This window comes from Croceimicrobium hydrocarbonivorans (genome assembly GCF_014524565.1).
Lineage (GTDB): Bacteria > Bacteroidota > Bacteroidia > Flavobacteriales > Schleiferiaceae > Croceimicrobium > Croceimicrobium hydrocarbonivorans.
Window position 1 is genome coordinate 2,917,609 of record NZ_CP060139.1, and the last position, 13,793, is coordinate 2,931,401.

Genomic DNA, 13,793 nt, shown 5'->3' on the forward strand with positions numbered 1-13,793 from the left:
AAATCATGGCAAAAAGAGATTTAAAATACACCCGTAACATCGGTATTGCAGCGCACATCGACGCGGGAAAAACCACTACCACCGAACGTATCCTTTATTACGGTGGGGTAAGTCATAAGATTGGTGAGGTGCACGACGGTGCCGCTACCATGGACTGGATGGAGCAAGAGCAAGAGCGTGGTATTACCATTACTTCTGCTGCTACCACCCTTAACTGGCCTTACCGTGGCGATAACTACCATATTAACATTATCGATACTCCCGGACACGTTGACTTTACCGTTGAGGTAAACCGTTCTCTTCGTGTATTAGACGGATTGGTATTCTTGTTCTCTGCGGTTGATGGTGTTGAGCCTCAATCTGAAACTAACTGGCGTTTGGCTAATAACTACAACGTTCCACGTATTGGTTTCGTAAACAAGATGGATCGTCAGGGTGCCGACTTCCTGAACGTTTGTGGTCAGGTTAAAGAAATGTTGGGTTCTCATGCTCTTCCTCTTCAGTTACCTATTGGTGCTGAGGCCGACTTTAAAGGGGTGGTTGATTTGATCAACTTCCGCGGAATCGTTTGGAACGAGGAAGATATGGGTATGACTTTCGAAGAAGTTGAAATCCCAGCTGATATGTTAGACGAAGCTACTGAGTACCGCGAGAAATTACTCGAGGCCGTAGCTGAGTTCGACGATACCTTAATGGAAAAATACTTCGAGGATCCAGAGTCTCTTACCGAGCGTGAAATCCTTGATGCATTACGTGAAGCGACTATCGCTAACAAAGTAGTGCCTATGATGTGTGGTTCTGCCTTTAAAAACAAAGGTGTTCAGGCCATGCTTGATATGGTAATGGAATTAATGCCTGCTCCGGTAGATATTGAAGCTATCGTAGGTACTAACCCAGATACCGATGCTGAAGAGAAGCGTAAGCCTTCTTTCGAGGAGCCTTTCAGTGCTTTGGCATTTAAGATCGCAACCGATCCATTCGTAGGTCGTTTGTGCTTTACCCGTGCCTATTCAGGTGTTCTTCCTTCCGGTTCTTATGTGTTGAACACTCGTACCGGTAAGAAAGAGCGTATCTCACGTATCTTCCAAATGCATGCTAACAAGCAGAATCAAATTGATGAGCTAGGTGCAGGAGATATCGGTGCATTGGTAGGATTTAAAGACATTAAAACTGGTGATACCCTTTGTGCAGAGAATGCTCCTATCATTCTTGAATCAATGGACTTCCCAGAGCCAGTAATCGGATTAGCGGTTGAGCCTAAATCTAAAGCTGATGTGGATAAGTTAGGTATGTCTTTGGCCAAATTGACCGAAGAGGATCCAACCTTCCGTGTACACACAGATGAGGATACTGGTCAAACTGTAATCTCTGGTATGGGTGAGCTTCACCTGGATATTATCATCGACCGTTTGAAGCGTGAATTCAAGGTTGAGGTTAACCAAGGTGCTCCTCAGGTATCTTACAAAGAAGCGATCAACGGTTCTGTAGATCACCGTGAAGTTTACAAGAAACAAACTGGTGGTCGTGGTAAGTTTGCCGATATCATCGTAACCATTGAGCCAAGCGAAAGCGAAGAGCCAGGATTGGTATTCGTTAACGAGGTAAAAGGTGGTAACGTACCTAAAGAATTTATCCCTTCTGTAGAGAAAGGATTTAAAGAAGCTATGTCTACTGGCGTTTTAGCTGGTTACCCTGTAGATAGTATTAAAGTGACTTTGAAAGACGGATCTTTCCACCCTGTGGATTCGGATCAACTTTCTTTCGAGGTTGCAGCCAAAATGGCATTCCGTCACGCAGTTCCTAAAGCCAACCCGGTATTATTAGAGCCTATTATGAAATTGGAGGTATTAACTCCAGAAGAGTATATGGGTGATATCGTAGGTGACTTGAACCGTCGTCGTGGTGTGGTAGAAGGCATGGGCGATCGTAATAATTCAAAAGCGATCAAAGCCAAAGTGCCACTGTCTGAAATGTTTGGTTATGTAACTGACCTGCGTACTAACTCATCTGGTCGTGCGACTTCAACTATGGAATTCTCTCACTTCGCTGAGGCTCCTAAGAACATCGCCGAGGATGTTATTGCAAAGGTTAAGGGTAACAAAGAATAAGTTTATTAAGAAGATGAGTCAGAAAATCCGCATTAAGCTTAAGTCTTACGACCATAATTTGGTGGATAAGAGTGCTGAGAAAATCGTAAAGACTGTTAAGAGTACCGGTGCGATCGTGAACGGTCCAATTCCGCTTCCGACCAACAAGCGTATCTACACAGTATTGCGTTCTCCTCACGTGAACAAGAAGTCACGTGAGCAGTTCCAGTTGTCTTCCTTCAAGCGTTTGCTCGACATCTACAGTTCTTCATCTAAGACCATTGATGCCTTGATGAAATTGGAGTTGCCAAGTGGAGTGGAAGTAGAGATTAAAGTCTGAGTTTAGAGTATTAATTTAAATAGATTGTCAAATGCCTGGAATGATCGGTAAAAAGATCGGGATGACAAGCCTCTTTGACGAAAACGGTAAAAACTTACCGTGTACCGTCATCGAAGTGGAACCCAACGTGGTAACCCAGATCAAGACCGCTGAGAAAGACGGTTACGAAGCCGTACAGTTAGCTTACGGCGAGCAAAAAGAGAGTCGTGTACCTGCAGCTATGGTAGGACACTTCAAGAAGGCTGGAGTGAGCCCTCGCAAAAAAGTAAAAGAATTCGATACCAACTTCAAAGAAGTGGAATTGAAGGAAGGTGTAGCAATTAGCGTAGACCAATTTTTTGCCGAAGGACAATTCGTTGATATCTCCGGTGTATCTAAAGGAAAAGGTTTTCAGGGTGTAGTAAAGCGTCATGGCTTTGGTGGTGTAGGTCAGTCTACCCACGGTCAGCACAACCGCTTACGTGCTCCTGGTTCAATTGGTGCCGGTTCGGATCCATCACGTGTATTTAAAGGTATGCGAATGGCTGGACGCATGGGAGGAGCCATGACTATGGTAGAGAATCTCCGTGTAATTAAGGTAGATGCCGATAAGAACCTTTTGGTTGTTAAAGGGTCGGTTCCCGGTCCTAAGAACTCAATCCTAATTATCACCAAGTAATGGAATTAGCAGTATTAAATAAAGAAGGTAAGGATACCGGACGTAAAGTGACCTTGGCTGATGACATTTTTGCGATTGAGCCAAATGAGCACGCCCTGTATTTAGATGTTAAGCAACATCTTGCCAATAAGCGTCAAGGTACTCACAAAGCGAAAGAACGAGATGAGATTTCTCGTACAACTAAGAAGTTCTTCCGTCAGAAAGGTACCGGTAATGCCCGTGTAGGATCTTTAAAGAGTCCTGTACAACGTGGTGGTGGTACCGTATTCGGTCCCCGTCCTCGTAACTACGGTTTCAAACTCAACAAAAAGTTGAAAGCTTTGGCCCGTCGTTCTGCATTAGCACAGAAGGCCGCTGACCAAAATATTATCGTTTTGGAAGCCCTTCAAATGGACAAGCCAAACACTAAAAGCTACGTACAGATTTTGAGCGCATTAGGCCTCCAAGACAAAAAATCTTTACTGGTGCTTGGTGAGTCAAATAAAGCTGTATATTTGTCGTCCCGAAATTTTAAGGGTTCCGACGTGTTAAGTGCTTCAGAATTAAACACTTACGCTGTAATGAAGGCGCAAACTGTGATTTTATCTGAAGATTCGTTGGAGAAGCTTGAAACTGTTTTAAGATAGTAAACCATGGGCATTTTGATCAAACCAATCATCACTGAGAAGGCTACCGCTGATAGCGAAGACAATAATCGTTTTGCTTTCGAAGTTGCGGTGGATGCCAACAAGGTTGAGATCCGCAAGGCAGTGGAAGAGCTCTACGGTGTAAACGTAGAAAGTGTAAAAACTATGGTAATGCCAGGTAAGAGCAAGTTCCGCTATACCAAACAAGGTATTACCCGTGGTAACACTGGTAAGTATAAGAAAGCCATTGTGCAGGTTCGCAGTGGTGAAACTATTGACCTCTATAGCGAAATATAATCATGGCTGTACGTAAGTTAAATCCGGTTACTCCCGGACAGCGTTTTAAGGTTGTAGGTCAGTTTGAAACTGTAACCGCCAGCAAGCCTGAGAAGTCTCTTGTAAAAGGGAAGTCTAAGTCGGGCGGACGTAACAATAGTGGTAAAATGACTGTTCGCCAGTTAGGTGGTGGTCATAAACGTCGTTATCGTGTGATCGATTTCAAACGCGAAAAAGACGGCGTTCCTGCAACTGTAAAGTCAATCGAGTATGATCCTAACCGTTCAGCTCGCGTGGCTTTGTTGTTTTATGCAGATGGAGAGAAGCGTTACATTATCGCTCCTAACGGTTTACAAGTTGGGCAGCAGGTATTAAGTGGTAAAGATGCTACTCCTGAAATCGGTAACACCATGTTCCTAGAGAATATTCCTTTAGGTACAGTAATCAGTTGCATTGAGATGCGTCCTGGACAAGGAGCAATCATTGCACGTTCTGCCGGATCTTTTGCCCAATTAGCGGCTCGCGATGGTAAGTATGCTATCGTGAAAATGCCTAGCGGTGAAACCCGTATGATCTTGACTACTTGTAAAGCTACCATTGGTGCTATCGGAAACTCAGATCACCAGTTAGAGCGTAGTGGTAAGGCAGGTCGTAGCCGTTGGTTAGGCCGTCGTCCTCGCGTTCGTGGTGTAGCGATGAACCCAGTAGATCACCCCATGGGTGGTGGTGAAGGTCGTGCCAGCGGTGGCCATCCACGTTCACGTACTGGTATTCCAGCCAAAGGGTACAAAACTCGTACTCCTAAGAAGGCTTCGAACAAGTATATCATTGAAAGACGTAAAAAGTAATTAGCTATGGCGAGATCACTAAAAAAAGGTCCTTTTATTCACCATAAGCTGGAGCAGCGAGTATTGGCACAAGCCGATAGCGGTAAGAAGTCGGTAATTAAGACTTACAGCCGTGCCTCCATGATCTTTCCTGAAGCAGTAGGTCAGACTATAGCTGTACACAACGGAAGAACCTTTGTTCCTGTTTTTGTAACTGAAAACATGGTAGGTCACAAATTCGGTGAATTTGCATTGACTCGTACCTTCCGTGGACACGGTGGTAATAAGAAAGATAAAGGTAAGCGCTAAGAATAGGTTATGGGATCTAGAAAGAAACAATCTGCTGAAGCAAGAAAGGAAGCCCGTAAGAACGTGGCGATTGCTCAGCTGCGCAATTACCCAACCAGCCCTCGCAAGATGCGTTTGGTAGCTGATATGGTACGTGGAATGGATGTTGAAAAAGCTTTGTACCTCTTGAAGTACAGCCCTAAGCATGCCAGTATCCCCATGGAAAAATTATTGCGCTCAGCGATTAACAACTGGGAGCAGAAGAATGAAGGAGAGCGTATCGAAGATGCCGGATTATTTGTTTCCAGCATTCAGGTTGACTCCGCTCGTATGTTGAAGCGTATTCAAGCCGCCCCACAAGGACGTGCTCACCGCATTCGCAAACGCAGTAATCATGTAACCATTGTGGTAGATGCTCGTAGCAACGACGAAGCAGCCGCAGAATCTAACGAAGTAAACGAATAACCGCATGGGACAGAAGACTAATCCAATAGGAAACCGATTAGGATTTATCCGCGGCTGGGATAGCAATTGGTACGGTGGCCGTAATTATGGCGACAAGATCGCGGAAGATGCCAAAATCCGCAATTACTTGTACGCACGTTTAAATAAGGCCAGCGTTAGCCGTATCATTATTGAGCGTACCCTTAAACTGGTTACCATTACCATTACTACCAGTCGTCCTGGTATTATCATCGGTAAAGGTGGTCAGGAAGTTGATAAATTGAAGGAGGAGCTTAAAAAGCTCACCAAGAAAGAAGTTCAGATTAACATTTTCGAGATCAAGCGTCCTGAACTAGATGCCAAACTGGTGGCTGATTCTATCGCCCGCCAAATTGAAGGACGTATCTCTTACCGTCGTGCTGTGAAAATGGCTATTGCCGCTTCGATGCGTATGGGAGCTGAAGGGATTAAGATTATGGTTTCTGGTCGTTTGAACGGTGCGGAAATGGCGCGTTCCGAAATGTATAAAGACGGACGTACACCCTTGCACACTTTCCGCGCAGACATTGACTATGCTTTGACAGAAGCTCACACTACCTATGGTCGTTTGGGGATCAAAGTATGGATCATGAAAGGAGAAGTATACGGAAAACGCGACCTGAGCAACCCATTCGGTACTGCTAAGAAGAGCAATGGACCGGCTGGTGGAGCCAATGCAGGTGGCGGACGTAACAGAAGAAAAAGAAAATAAGCAGACCGCTTAAAATATTGAAAGATGTTACAACCTAAGAAAACAAAACACAGAAAGCAGTTTAAAGGCCGCATGAAGGGTAACTCCCAGCGCGGTGTAGAGATTGCTTTCGGTAGTTTCGGTCTGAAAGCGATGGATTCGGTTTTCATCACCTCACGTCAGATCGAGGCAGCACGTATTGCAGCTACCCGTTATATGAAACGTGAAGGTCAGTTGTGGATCCGTATTTTCCCCGATAAGCCCATTACCAAAAAGCCAGCCGAAGTACGGATGGGTAAAGGTAAAGGTGCCTTGGATCACTGGGTTGCTGTTGTTCGTCCCGGACGTATCCTCTTCGAACTTGATGGTGTGAACCAAGAGATCGCTCAAGAGGCATTGCGTTTGGCCGCTCAGAAGCTTCCCGTTAAATGTAAGTTTATCGTTCGCCGGGATTATACCGGTGCCTAATTAAGATTGAAAGATGAAGGCATCCGTAATTAGAGAAATGACCACGCAAGAAATCTCCGATCAAGTAGCTGAGGAGAAGATCAATTACGACAAGTTGCGTATGGCGCACCACATTTCTCCCTTAGAGAATCCTGTGGAATTGAAAGAAAAAAGAAAGTTGATCGCTCGCTTGAGTACTGAGCTTCGTGCTCGTTCTGAAGAAAGCGCATCTTAATAAGACTGTTCAAAATGGAACACAAAAGAAACTTGCGTAAAGAACGTATCGGGGTAGTTACCAGCAACAAAATGGCCAAGTCCATCGTGGTGTCGGTAGAGAAAAAGCAAAAGCACCCTATGTACGGTAAGTTTATTAAGCTTACCAAGAAGTTTCATGCTCACGATGAGAAGAATGAGTGCAATATCGGTGATACCGTACGCATTATGGAAACTCGTCCCCTGAGCAAGACCAAGAACTGGAGACTAGTAGAAATCATTGAAAGAGCGAAGTAAGCGATGTTACAACAGGAATCTAGACTTAAAGTAGCGGATAACACCGGGGCCAAGGAAGTTCTGGTAATTCGTGTGTTGGGAGGTACCGGTCGTCGTTATGCTTCCGTTGGAGACCGCATCGTGGTTTCTATCAAGGAATCTACTCCTTCCGGTAATGCCAAGAAAGGACAAGTATCCAAAGCGGTAGTGGTTCGCACAAAAAAAGAGGTTCGTCGTCCTGATGGATCTTATATCCGTTTTGATGATAATGCTTGTGTATTACTGAATGCGAATAATGAAATGCGTGGTACCCGTGTATTCGGACCCGTTGCTCGTGAACTTCGCGATAAGCAGTATATGAAGATTGTATCACTAGCCCCTGAGGTACTTTAAACGAAAGAACAATGGCCAAATTTCATATCAAAAAAGGTGATAAAGTAGTTGTTCTCTCCGGCGAAGACAAAGGCAAGGAGGGTACAGTACTAGAGATGCTTCCTAAAAAAGGAAAGGCGATCGTGGAAGGTATCAATGTGGTTAAGAAACACAAGAAACCTAGCGCTACCGATCCTCAGGGAGGAATCGAAGAAGTAGAAGCTCCTGTTTACCTATCAAAATTGATGTTGATCGATCCCGCTAATGGTGAGCCCACCCGCGTAGGTCGTAAAGCTGACGAGAATGGTAAGCTAGTACGGTATTCAAAGAAAACTCAAGAGATTATTAAGTAATGGATTTTTCTACCAAATTAAAAGATAAGTACCAGGAGCAGATCGTTCCGGCTCTTACCGAAGAATTCGGATATCAGAATCGCATGGAAGTTCCTCGCTTGAAAAAGATCGTTCTTTCTCAAGGTGTAGGTGAAGCTACCGGAGATAAGAAACTGGTTGAGCAAGCGGTTGAGCAAATGTCTATGATTGCTGGTCAGAAAGCGATCGTTACTTATTCCCGCAAGGATATCTCAAACTTTAAACTTCGTAAAGGCATGCCTATCGGAGCTAAAGTGACTCTTCGCGGCGAGCGCATGTTCGAATTCCTCGAGCGTTTATTGTGGTCTGCATTACCACGTATTCGTGACTTTAACGGAATCAAGAATAATGGTTTTGATGGTCGTGGTAACTATACCTTAGGTATTACCGAGCAGATCATCTTCCCCGAGATGAATATTGACAGAGTGCCACGCATTACCGGTATGGATATCACTTTTGTGACTTCCGCTGAAACCGATAAAGAAGCTTTGGCATTGTTGAAGAACTTTGGTTTACCCTTCAAAAAATAAGACATGGCGAAAGAATCAATGAAAGCGCGCGAGCGCAAACGCGAAAAGCTGGTAGCCAAATACGCTCAGAAGCGTGCCGAGCTCAAAGCAGCCGGTGATTATGAAGCTTTACAAAAGCTTCCTAAGAATGCTTCTCCTGTGCGTCTGCACAATCGTTGCAAGCTTACCGGTCGTCCACGTGGATACATGCGCCAGTTCGGAATTAACCGGGTAACCTTTAGAGAGATGGCCAATGATGGTCTGATCCCAGGAGTTAAAAAAGCCAGTTGGTAAAAAGGTTTAGAGATGATTACAGATCCAATTGCAGATTATTTGAACCGTGTTCGTAACGCCATTTTGGCCGGACACAAAGTAGTGGAAATCCCTGCTTCTAACTTGAAGAAGGAAATCACTAAAATTCTTCAGGATCAGGGTTATATCCTGAACCACAAAATCCTGGAAGAAGGACCTCAAGGCACTATCAAAATTGCTTTGAAATATGATCGTATTACCAATGAGCCCGCTATCCGTTCTTTGAAGCGTGTTAGTAAGCCAGGTTTACGTACTTATACCGGCAGTGCAAACATGCCACGGGTAATCAATGGTTTGGGTATTGCTATCGTATCTACTTCGAAAGGAGTGATGACCGATAAAGAGGCCCGTAAAGAGAATGTAGGTGGCGAAGTTCTTTGCTACGTATACTAAAATTTAAGAGATGTCACGAGTAGGAAAAGCCCCCATTAGTATCCCAGCCGGAGTTGAAGTAAGCTTCAAGGATGGTGTGGTTGCCGTGAAGGGTAAATTAGGTGAGCTTCAGCAGACTGTTTCTGACAGTGTGGAGTTGAGCATCGAAGATAATACCATCACTGTGAGCCGTAAGAATGATGAAAAGCAATCGCGTGCCGACCATGGTTTGTACCGTGCTTTAATCAACAATATGGTAATTGGTGTTTCTGAAGGTTTCGAAAAGAAATTAGAACTGGTAGGTGTAGGTTATCGTGCAACCAACCAGGGACAACTTTTGGATCTTTCTTTAGGATACTCTCATAATATCGTTCTTGAGGTGCCTCAAGAGGTTAAGATTGAGACCGTAGCTGAAAAAGGTAAGAACCCGATTGTAATCCTTAAGAGTCACGACAAGCAACTGGTTGGTATGGTAGCGGCTAAGATTCGTTCTTTCCGTAAGCCAGAGCCTTACAAAGGAAAAGGTGTTCGCTTTGTAGGTGAGTACATCCGTAGAAAGGCTGGTAAAACTGCTAGTAAATAATTAAGACATGGCACTGACTAAAACAGAAAGAAGAACCCGAATCCGCAACCGGATTCGTAAAAAAGTAAGCGGTACTAATAGTATTCCTCGCTTGTCGGTTTTCCGTTCCAATAAAGAAATTTACGCTCAGTTAATCGACGACGTGAGTGGTAAAACTTTGGCTGCTGCATCTTCTTTGGATAAAGAGATCAGCAAAGAAGGAACCAAGTCGGATATGGCGAAAGCTGTAGGCTCTGCCTTGGCTAAGAAAGCCACAGAAGCAGGCCTCGAAACTTGCACCTTCGACCGTGGTGGGTATTTATATCACGGACGGGTTAAAGCTTTAGCTGAAGGTGCTCGCGAAGGTGGATTAAAATTTTAAGAAAATCCCATGATTAAAGGACACAAAAATATTCAACGCGTAAAGCCGAGTGGTCTGGAATTAACTGACCGCGTAGTAGGCATTCAACGGGTAACCAAAGTGACCAAAGGTGGACGTACCTTCGGTTTCTCTGCCATCGTTGTGGTAGGAGATGAAAACGGGGTTGCCGGTTACGGATTGGGAAAAAGCAAGGAAGTATCCGAAGCCATTCAGAAAGGTATTGAAGATGCCAAGAAGAATTTGGTACGTATTCCGCTCGTGAAGAATACTATTCCTCATCAGCAGGATGGTAAATTCGGAGGAGCTCGCGTATTCCTACGTCCTGCATCAAACGGTACCGGAGTAATTGCCGGTGGTGCGATGCGTGCGGTTTTAGAGAGCCTTGGTGTACATGATGTACTTGCCAAGTCTAAAGGTTCTTCTAACCCTCACAACGTGGTAAAAGCTACCTTCGACGCATTGCTTTCATTGCGTGATGCTGGTGCGATTGCTAAGACTCGCGGTATTAGCGTGGATAAAGTATTTAACGGTTAAGATATAGTTTCATGGCTAAGATCAGAGTTAAACAAGTACGCAGCAAAATCAAGCGTCCCGAGGATCAAAAACGTACCTTGGAGGCCTTAGGCCTGCGTAAGATGAACCAAGTGGTTGAACATGAAGCCACTCCTCAAATTTTAGGTATGGTGCGTAAAGTAGCCCACCTATTGGAAGTGGAAGAGTTGAACTAAGCTAACGCATAGAAAGATAGTATAATGAGCTTGAATAATTTAAAACCTGCGGAAGGTTCTGTAAAGAACACAAAGCGCATCGCCCGCGGTGAGGGAAGTGGACATGGTGGTACTTCTACCCGTGGTCACAAAGGTGCCAAGTCTCGCAGTGGATATAAGTCCAAGATTGGTTTTGAGGGTGGTCAGATGCCATTACAGCGTCGTGTACCCAAGTTCGGTTTCAAAAACCCTAATCGTGTAGAGTATAATGGTATTAACCTCGATACTTTACAGTCTTTAGTAGACAACGGTAAAATTAGTGGTGATTTAACCGTACAAAGCCTTATCGATAACGGATTGATCGCTAAGAATGATCGCGTTAAGATTCTTGGACGTGGCGAATTGACCGCAAAGTTGAACGTAGAAGCACACGCTTTCTCTGCCAGCGCTAAAGCAGCGATCGAGGCCCAAGGAGGCGAAGCTAAAACTGTATAAAACCGGAGCATGAAGCGATTTATCGATACGATCAAGAATATCTGGGCAATCCAAGAACTAAGGGAAAAGATTCTTTTAACCTTAGGTCTTTTGCTTATTTATCGCTTAGGTTCCAACGTGGTTCTTCCTGGCGTTAATACCGAAACCCTTACATCTTTGCAAAGTCAAGCTGATGGTGGTTTAATTGGTATTTTGAATGCCTTCACCGGAGGAGCCTTCGCAAATGCCTCTATTCTGGCATTGGGAATTATGCCCTATATCTCTGCCAGTATCGTAATTCAGCTTCTCGGTATGGCCGTTCCTACCATCCAAAAGATGCAAAAGGAAGGAGAGAGTGGCCGTCGTAAACTGAATCAAATCACTCGGATCTTAACCATAGGGATTACCATGGCACAGGCTCCGGGTTATGTTGCCAACCTGATGGCACAAGGTGTGGAAACAACCGTAAGTGGTCAAACTTTCTGGTTGTTGAGTATCGTAGTTCTTACTGCTGGTACCATTTTCGCCATGTGGTTAGGTGAGCGTATTACTGACAAAGGAATTGGTAATGGTATCTCCCTTCTTATTATGGTGGGTATTATCGCCAGCTTACCTCAGGCCTTCTTACAAGAACTCGTTTCTAAATTGGAACGCAGTGGTGGTGGTATGGTACTCTTTGTGGTAGAGATCGCAGCATTGATTATTGTTATTCTTTTGGCGGTTGCCCTAGTACAAGCGGTACGTCGTGTTCCTGTACAGTATGCTAAGCGTACTACTGGAGGACGCACCTTTACCGGTAATATGGCTCGTCAATATATTCCTCTTAAGGTGAATGCTTCTGGTGTAATGCCGATCATTTTTGCGCAAGCAATCATGTTTATTCCGGTAACCATCCTTAGCTACACCGCGGCTGGTGAAGATGCGAGCGGCGGATGGTTAATTACAGCCTTCAGCGATATTCAGGGATTCTGGTACAACTTTGTGTTTGCCGTACTGATTATCTTATTTACCTATTTCTATACTGCAATTCAGGTTAACACTAATCAAATGGCTGAAGACCTGAAGCGCAACGGTGGTTTTATTCCGGGTATTAAACCGGGTAAATCGACTGCAGAATTCTTGGACACGGTACTGTCTCGTATCACCTTACCGGGATCCATTTTTCTGGCCATTTTGGCCATTTTACCAGCCTTCGCGATGATCGCTGGTGTAAATACTCAGTTCGCATATTTCTATGGAGGTACAAGCTTACTCATTATGGTGGGTGTAGTATTGGATACTCTACAGCAAATAGAGAGCTACCTATTGAATCGTCATTATGATGGTTTGATGAAAAACGGAAAATTAAAAGGAAGAGCAGTTAGCGCATTCTAAGGAGAAGAACACTATGGCGAAACAATCGGCAATTGAACAAGACGGAACTATTGTAGAGGCATTGAGCAATGCAATGTTCCGGGTTGAATTGGAGAATGGACACGTTATTACTGCGCACATCTCCGGAAAAATGCGAATGAACTACATTAAACTTTTACCCGGTGACAAAGTGAAACTTGAAATGTCACCCTATGATTTAAGCAAAGGTCGTATTACTTACCGCTACTAAGATTATGAAAGTAAGAGCATCATTGAAAAAAAGAAGTGCAGATTGCAAGATCGTACGTCGTAAAGGCAAGCTGTACGTGATCAACAAGAAGAATCCCAAGTTCAAACAAAGACAAGGTTAATATTTAGCTGATATGGCGAGAATTGCTGGTATTGATTTACCGAAAAATAAGCGAGGCGAGATTGGCCTTACCTATATCTTCGGCATTGGCCGCAGCCGTGCTGTAAAGATCCTCGAAGAGGCCGAAATCGACCCAAATATCAAGGTTAGCGAATGGGACGACGATCAGTTGACCACCATCCGTCGAGTTATTTCTGAAAATTACACCGTGGAAGGTGAACTGCGTTCTGAGATCCAATTGAACATCAAGCGTTTGATGGATATTGGTTGCAATCGTGGTATTCGTCATCGTGCCGGCTTGCCACTTCGCGGTCAGCGCACCAAGAATAACTCTCGTACGCGTAAAGGTCGTCGTAAGACCGTTGCCAACAAGAAGAAGGCCACTAAATAATATTGACGCATCATGGCAAAGAAGCAAGGAAAAGTTACTAAGAAGCGTAATGTGGTGGTTGAAGCGGCCGGAGAGGCGCATATCAACGCTACATTCAATAACATCATTATCTCGCTTACCAATACTCGCGGTCAAGTTATTTCTTGGTCTAGCGCCGGTAAAATGGGATTCCGTGGTTCTAAGAAAAACACTCCTTACGCTGCTCAAATGGCAGCCGAGGACTGTGCAACTAAAGCTGCAGAATACGGATTGAAAAAGGTAAAGGTTTACGTTAAAGGACCAGGTAATGGTCGTGAATCTGCTATCCGTAGCATCCACAACAGTGGAGTAGAGGTTACTGAGATTGTTGACGTAACCCCAATTCCTCACAATGGATGTCGTCCACCCAAGAGAAGAAGAGTTTAAT

At 44.4% G+C, this 13,793-nt stretch carries 27 protein-coding genes; all 27 read left to right on the forward strand.

Annotated elements, in window-relative coordinates; genetic code table 11:
• Positions 1–5 precede the first annotated feature (5 nt).
• Genes fusA through rpsK form a run of 27 tightly spaced genes read left to right on the forward strand, consistent with a single transcriptional unit; the run spans position 6 to position 13,792 of the window.
• Positions 6–2,108 (forward strand): elongation factor G, encoded by a 2,103-nt coding sequence (fusA, locus tag H4K34_RS13235; protein ID WP_210757864.1) that lies wholly within the window; start codon positions 6–8, stop codon positions 2,106–2,108.
• Between the two features lie 13 nt (positions 2,109–2,121).
• On the forward strand, positions 2,122–2,427 hold the full coding sequence (rpsJ, locus tag H4K34_RS13240) for a 30S ribosomal protein S10 (RefSeq protein ID WP_210757865.1): 306 nt from the start codon (positions 2,122–2,124) through the stop codon (positions 2,425–2,427).
• 31 nt (positions 2,428–2,458) lie between these two features.
• Entirely contained in the window at positions 2,459–3,085 is a 627-nt protein-coding gene (rplC, locus tag H4K34_RS13245; protein ID WP_210757866.1) for a 50S ribosomal protein L3, read from the forward strand.
• Positions 3,085–3,711, forward strand: a complete 627-nt coding sequence (gene rplD, locus H4K34_RS13250) for a 50S ribosomal protein L4 (RefSeq protein ID WP_210757867.1) — start codon at positions 3,085–3,087, stop codon at positions 3,709–3,711. Before rplC ends, rplD begins: the two co-directional genes overlap by 1 nt.
• A 6-nt stretch (positions 3,712–3,717) precedes the next feature.
• Positions 3,718–4,008, forward strand: a complete 291-nt coding sequence (rplW, locus tag H4K34_RS13255; RefSeq protein WP_210757868.1) for a 50S ribosomal protein L23 — start codon at positions 3,718–3,720, stop codon at positions 4,006–4,008.
• 2 nt (positions 4,009–4,010) lie between these two features.
• Positions 4,011–4,835, forward strand: a complete 825-nt coding sequence (gene rplB, locus H4K34_RS13260) for a 50S ribosomal protein L2 (protein WP_210757869.1) — start codon at positions 4,011–4,013, stop codon at positions 4,833–4,835.
• 6 nt (positions 4,836–4,841) lie between these two features.
• Entirely contained in the window at positions 4,842–5,123 is a 282-nt protein-coding gene (gene rpsS / locus H4K34_RS13265) for a 30S ribosomal protein S19 (protein WP_210757870.1), read from the forward strand.
• A 9-nt stretch (positions 5,124–5,132) separates the two neighbouring features.
• Positions 5,133–5,567 (forward strand): 50S ribosomal protein L22, encoded by a 435-nt coding sequence (rplV, locus tag H4K34_RS13270; protein WP_210757871.1) that lies wholly within the window; start codon positions 5,133–5,135, stop codon positions 5,565–5,567.
• Between the two features lie 4 nt (positions 5,568–5,571).
• Positions 5,572–6,297 (forward strand): 30S ribosomal protein S3, encoded by a 726-nt coding sequence (rpsC, locus tag H4K34_RS13275; protein WP_210757872.1) that lies wholly within the window; start codon positions 5,572–5,574, stop codon positions 6,295–6,297.
• Between the two features lie 24 nt (positions 6,298–6,321).
• The gene (gene rplP, locus H4K34_RS13280) at positions 6,322–6,744 is read left to right on the forward strand and encodes a 50S ribosomal protein L16 (RefSeq protein ID WP_210757873.1); all 423 of its coding nucleotides are present in this window, start codon (positions 6,322–6,324) and stop codon (positions 6,742–6,744) included.
• A 13-nt stretch (positions 6,745–6,757) separates the two neighbouring features.
• Positions 6,758–6,958 (forward strand): 50S ribosomal protein L29, encoded by a 201-nt coding sequence (gene rpmC / locus H4K34_RS13285; protein WP_210757874.1) that lies wholly within the window; start codon positions 6,758–6,760, stop codon positions 6,956–6,958.
• A gap of 14 nt (positions 6,959–6,972) precedes the next feature.
• On the forward strand, positions 6,973–7,233 hold the full coding sequence (gene rpsQ / locus H4K34_RS13290; RefSeq protein ID WP_210757875.1) for a 30S ribosomal protein S17: 261 nt from the start codon (positions 6,973–6,975) through the stop codon (positions 7,231–7,233).
• Positions 7,234–7,236: 3 nt separating this feature from the next.
• Positions 7,237–7,605 carry a 50S ribosomal protein L14 gene (rplN, locus tag H4K34_RS13295; protein ID WP_210757876.1) on the forward strand — a complete coding sequence of 123 codons (369 nt, stop codon included), beginning with the start codon at positions 7,237–7,239 and terminating at the stop codon, positions 7,603–7,605.
• An 11-nt stretch (positions 7,606–7,616) separates the two neighbouring features.
• A complete protein-coding gene (gene rplX, locus H4K34_RS13300; RefSeq protein WP_210757877.1) occupies positions 7,617–7,937 on the forward strand; it encodes a 50S ribosomal protein L24 in 321 nt (106 codons plus the stop codon).
• Entirely contained in the window at positions 7,937–8,485 is a 549-nt protein-coding gene (gene rplE, locus H4K34_RS13305) for a 50S ribosomal protein L5 (RefSeq protein ID WP_210757878.1), read from the forward strand. Before rplX ends, rplE begins: the two co-directional genes overlap by 1 nt.
• 3 nt (positions 8,486–8,488) lie before the next feature.
• Positions 8,489–8,758, forward strand: coding sequence for a 30S ribosomal protein S14 (rpsN, locus tag H4K34_RS13310; RefSeq protein ID WP_210757879.1), 270 nt, complete (start codon positions 8,489–8,491; stop codon positions 8,756–8,758).
• 12 nt (positions 8,759–8,770) lie between these two features.
• Positions 8,771–9,169: a 30S ribosomal protein S8 gene (gene rpsH / locus H4K34_RS13315; RefSeq protein WP_210757880.1), complete on the forward strand. Its 399-nt coding sequence runs from the start codon at positions 8,771–8,773 to the stop codon at positions 9,167–9,169.
• A 10-nt stretch (positions 9,170–9,179) separates the two neighbouring features.
• Positions 9,180–9,731 carry a 50S ribosomal protein L6 gene (rplF, locus tag H4K34_RS13320; protein ID WP_210757881.1) on the forward strand — a complete coding sequence of 184 codons (552 nt, stop codon included), beginning with the start codon at positions 9,180–9,182 and terminating at the stop codon, positions 9,729–9,731.
• Between the two features lie 7 nt (positions 9,732–9,738).
• Positions 9,739–10,092 (forward strand): 50S ribosomal protein L18, encoded by a 354-nt coding sequence (rplR, locus tag H4K34_RS13325; RefSeq protein WP_210757882.1) that lies wholly within the window; start codon positions 9,739–9,741, stop codon positions 10,090–10,092.
• Between the two features lie 9 nt (positions 10,093–10,101).
• Positions 10,102–10,626 (forward strand): 30S ribosomal protein S5, encoded by a 525-nt coding sequence (rpsE, locus tag H4K34_RS13330; protein ID WP_210757883.1) that lies wholly within the window; start codon positions 10,102–10,104, stop codon positions 10,624–10,626.
• Positions 10,627–10,637: 11 nt separating this feature from the next.
• Complete coding sequence (gene rpmD, locus H4K34_RS13335) at positions 10,638–10,820, forward strand: 50S ribosomal protein L30 (RefSeq protein WP_210757884.1); 183 nt, start codon at positions 10,638–10,640, stop codon at positions 10,818–10,820.
• A gap of 24 nt (positions 10,821–10,844) precedes the next feature.
• Positions 10,845–11,294, forward strand: coding sequence for a 50S ribosomal protein L15 (gene rplO / locus H4K34_RS13340; protein WP_210757885.1), 450 nt, complete (start codon positions 10,845–10,847; stop codon positions 11,292–11,294).
• 9 nt (positions 11,295–11,303) lie between these two features.
• A complete protein-coding gene (gene secY, locus H4K34_RS13345; RefSeq protein ID WP_210757886.1) occupies positions 11,304–12,647 on the forward strand; it encodes a preprotein translocase subunit SecY in 1,344 nt (447 codons plus the stop codon).
• A 13-nt stretch (positions 12,648–12,660) separates the two neighbouring features.
• Positions 12,661–12,876 (forward strand): translation initiation factor IF-1, encoded by a 216-nt coding sequence (infA, locus tag H4K34_RS13350; protein WP_210757887.1) that lies wholly within the window; start codon positions 12,661–12,663, stop codon positions 12,874–12,876.
• Between the two features lie 4 nt (positions 12,877–12,880).
• The gene (gene ykgO / locus H4K34_RS13355) at positions 12,881–12,997 is read left to right on the forward strand and encodes a type B 50S ribosomal protein L36 (protein ID WP_210757888.1); all 117 of its coding nucleotides are present in this window, start codon (positions 12,881–12,883) and stop codon (positions 12,995–12,997) included.
• 12 nt (positions 12,998–13,009) lie between these two features.
• On the forward strand, positions 13,010–13,387 hold the full coding sequence (rpsM, locus tag H4K34_RS13360) for a 30S ribosomal protein S13 (RefSeq protein ID WP_210757889.1): 378 nt from the start codon (positions 13,010–13,012) through the stop codon (positions 13,385–13,387).
• A gap of 12 nt (positions 13,388–13,399) precedes the next feature.
• Positions 13,400–13,792 (forward strand): 30S ribosomal protein S11, encoded by a 393-nt coding sequence (gene rpsK / locus H4K34_RS13365; RefSeq protein ID WP_210757890.1) that lies wholly within the window; start codon positions 13,400–13,402, stop codon positions 13,790–13,792.
• Position 13,793 lies beyond the last annotated feature (1 nt).

What these genes read in the sequence shown, in the direction of transcription:
- ykgO (WP_210757888.1), top strand. Translation starts at nt 12,881, where the DNA reads ATGAAAGTAAGAGCATCATTGAAAAAAAGAAGTGCAGATTGCAAGATC.
- rplE (WP_210757878.1), top strand. Translation starts at nt 7,937, where the DNA reads ATGGATTTTTCTACCAAATTAAAAGATAAGTACCAGGAGCAGATCGTT.
- rplW (WP_210757868.1), top strand. Translation starts at nt 3,718, where the DNA reads ATGGGCATTTTGATCAAACCAATCATCACTGAGAAGGCTACCGCTGAT.
- rplO (WP_210757885.1), top strand. Translation starts at nt 10,845, where the DNA reads ATGAGCTTGAATAATTTAAAACCTGCGGAAGGTTCTGTAAAGAACACA.
- rplV (WP_210757871.1), top strand. Translation starts at nt 5,133, where the DNA reads ATGGGATCTAGAAAGAAACAATCTGCTGAAGCAAGAAAGGAAGCCCGT.
- rpsC (WP_210757872.1), top strand. Translation starts at nt 5,572, where the DNA reads ATGGGACAGAAGACTAATCCAATAGGAAACCGATTAGGATTTATCCGC.
- rplD (WP_210757867.1), top strand. Translation starts at nt 3,085, where the DNA reads ATGGAATTAGCAGTATTAAATAAAGAAGGTAAGGATACCGGACGTAAA.
- rplN (WP_210757876.1), top strand. Translation starts at nt 7,237, where the DNA reads ATGTTACAACAGGAATCTAGACTTAAAGTAGCGGATAACACCGGGGCC.
- rplX (WP_210757877.1), top strand. Translation starts at nt 7,617, where the DNA reads ATGGCCAAATTTCATATCAAAAAAGGTGATAAAGTAGTTGTTCTCTCC.
- rpmD (WP_210757884.1), top strand. Translation starts at nt 10,638, where the DNA reads ATGGCTAAGATCAGAGTTAAACAAGTACGCAGCAAAATCAAGCGTCCC.
- rpsM (WP_210757889.1), top strand. Translation starts at nt 13,010, where the DNA reads ATGGCGAGAATTGCTGGTATTGATTTACCGAAAAATAAGCGAGGCGAG.
- rpsN (WP_210757879.1), top strand. Translation starts at nt 8,489, where the DNA reads ATGGCGAAAGAATCAATGAAAGCGCGCGAGCGCAAACGCGAAAAGCTG.
- secY (WP_210757886.1), top strand. Translation starts at nt 11,304, where the DNA reads ATGAAGCGATTTATCGATACGATCAAGAATATCTGGGCAATCCAAGAA.
- rplP (WP_210757873.1), top strand. Translation starts at nt 6,322, where the DNA reads ATGTTACAACCTAAGAAAACAAAACACAGAAAGCAGTTTAAAGGCCGC.
- rpsH (WP_210757880.1), top strand. Translation starts at nt 8,771, where the DNA reads ATGATTACAGATCCAATTGCAGATTATTTGAACCGTGTTCGTAACGCC.
- rpmC (WP_210757874.1), top strand. Translation starts at nt 6,758, where the DNA reads ATGAAGGCATCCGTAATTAGAGAAATGACCACGCAAGAAATCTCCGAT.
- rplR (WP_210757882.1), top strand. Translation starts at nt 9,739, where the DNA reads ATGGCACTGACTAAAACAGAAAGAAGAACCCGAATCCGCAACCGGATT.
- fusA (WP_210757864.1), top strand. Translation starts at nt 6, where the DNA reads ATGGCAAAAAGAGATTTAAAATACACCCGTAACATCGGTATTGCAGCG.
- rplB (WP_210757869.1), top strand. Translation starts at nt 4,011, where the DNA reads ATGGCTGTACGTAAGTTAAATCCGGTTACTCCCGGACAGCGTTTTAAG.
- rpsJ (WP_210757865.1), top strand. Translation starts at nt 2,122, where the DNA reads ATGAGTCAGAAAATCCGCATTAAGCTTAAGTCTTACGACCATAATTTG.
- rplF (WP_210757881.1), top strand. Translation starts at nt 9,180, where the DNA reads ATGTCACGAGTAGGAAAAGCCCCCATTAGTATCCCAGCCGGAGTTGAA.
- rpsK (WP_210757890.1), top strand. Translation starts at nt 13,400, where the DNA reads ATGGCAAAGAAGCAAGGAAAAGTTACTAAGAAGCGTAATGTGGTGGTT.
- infA (WP_210757887.1), top strand. Translation starts at nt 12,661, where the DNA reads ATGGCGAAACAATCGGCAATTGAACAAGACGGAACTATTGTAGAGGCA.
- rpsE (WP_210757883.1), top strand. Translation starts at nt 10,102, where the DNA reads ATGATTAAAGGACACAAAAATATTCAACGCGTAAAGCCGAGTGGTCTG.
- rpsQ (WP_210757875.1), top strand. Translation starts at nt 6,973, where the DNA reads ATGGAACACAAAAGAAACTTGCGTAAAGAACGTATCGGGGTAGTTACC.
- rpsS (WP_210757870.1), top strand. Translation starts at nt 4,842, where the DNA reads ATGGCGAGATCACTAAAAAAAGGTCCTTTTATTCACCATAAGCTGGAG.
- rplC (WP_210757866.1), top strand. Translation starts at nt 2,459, where the DNA reads ATGCCTGGAATGATCGGTAAAAAGATCGGGATGACAAGCCTCTTTGAC.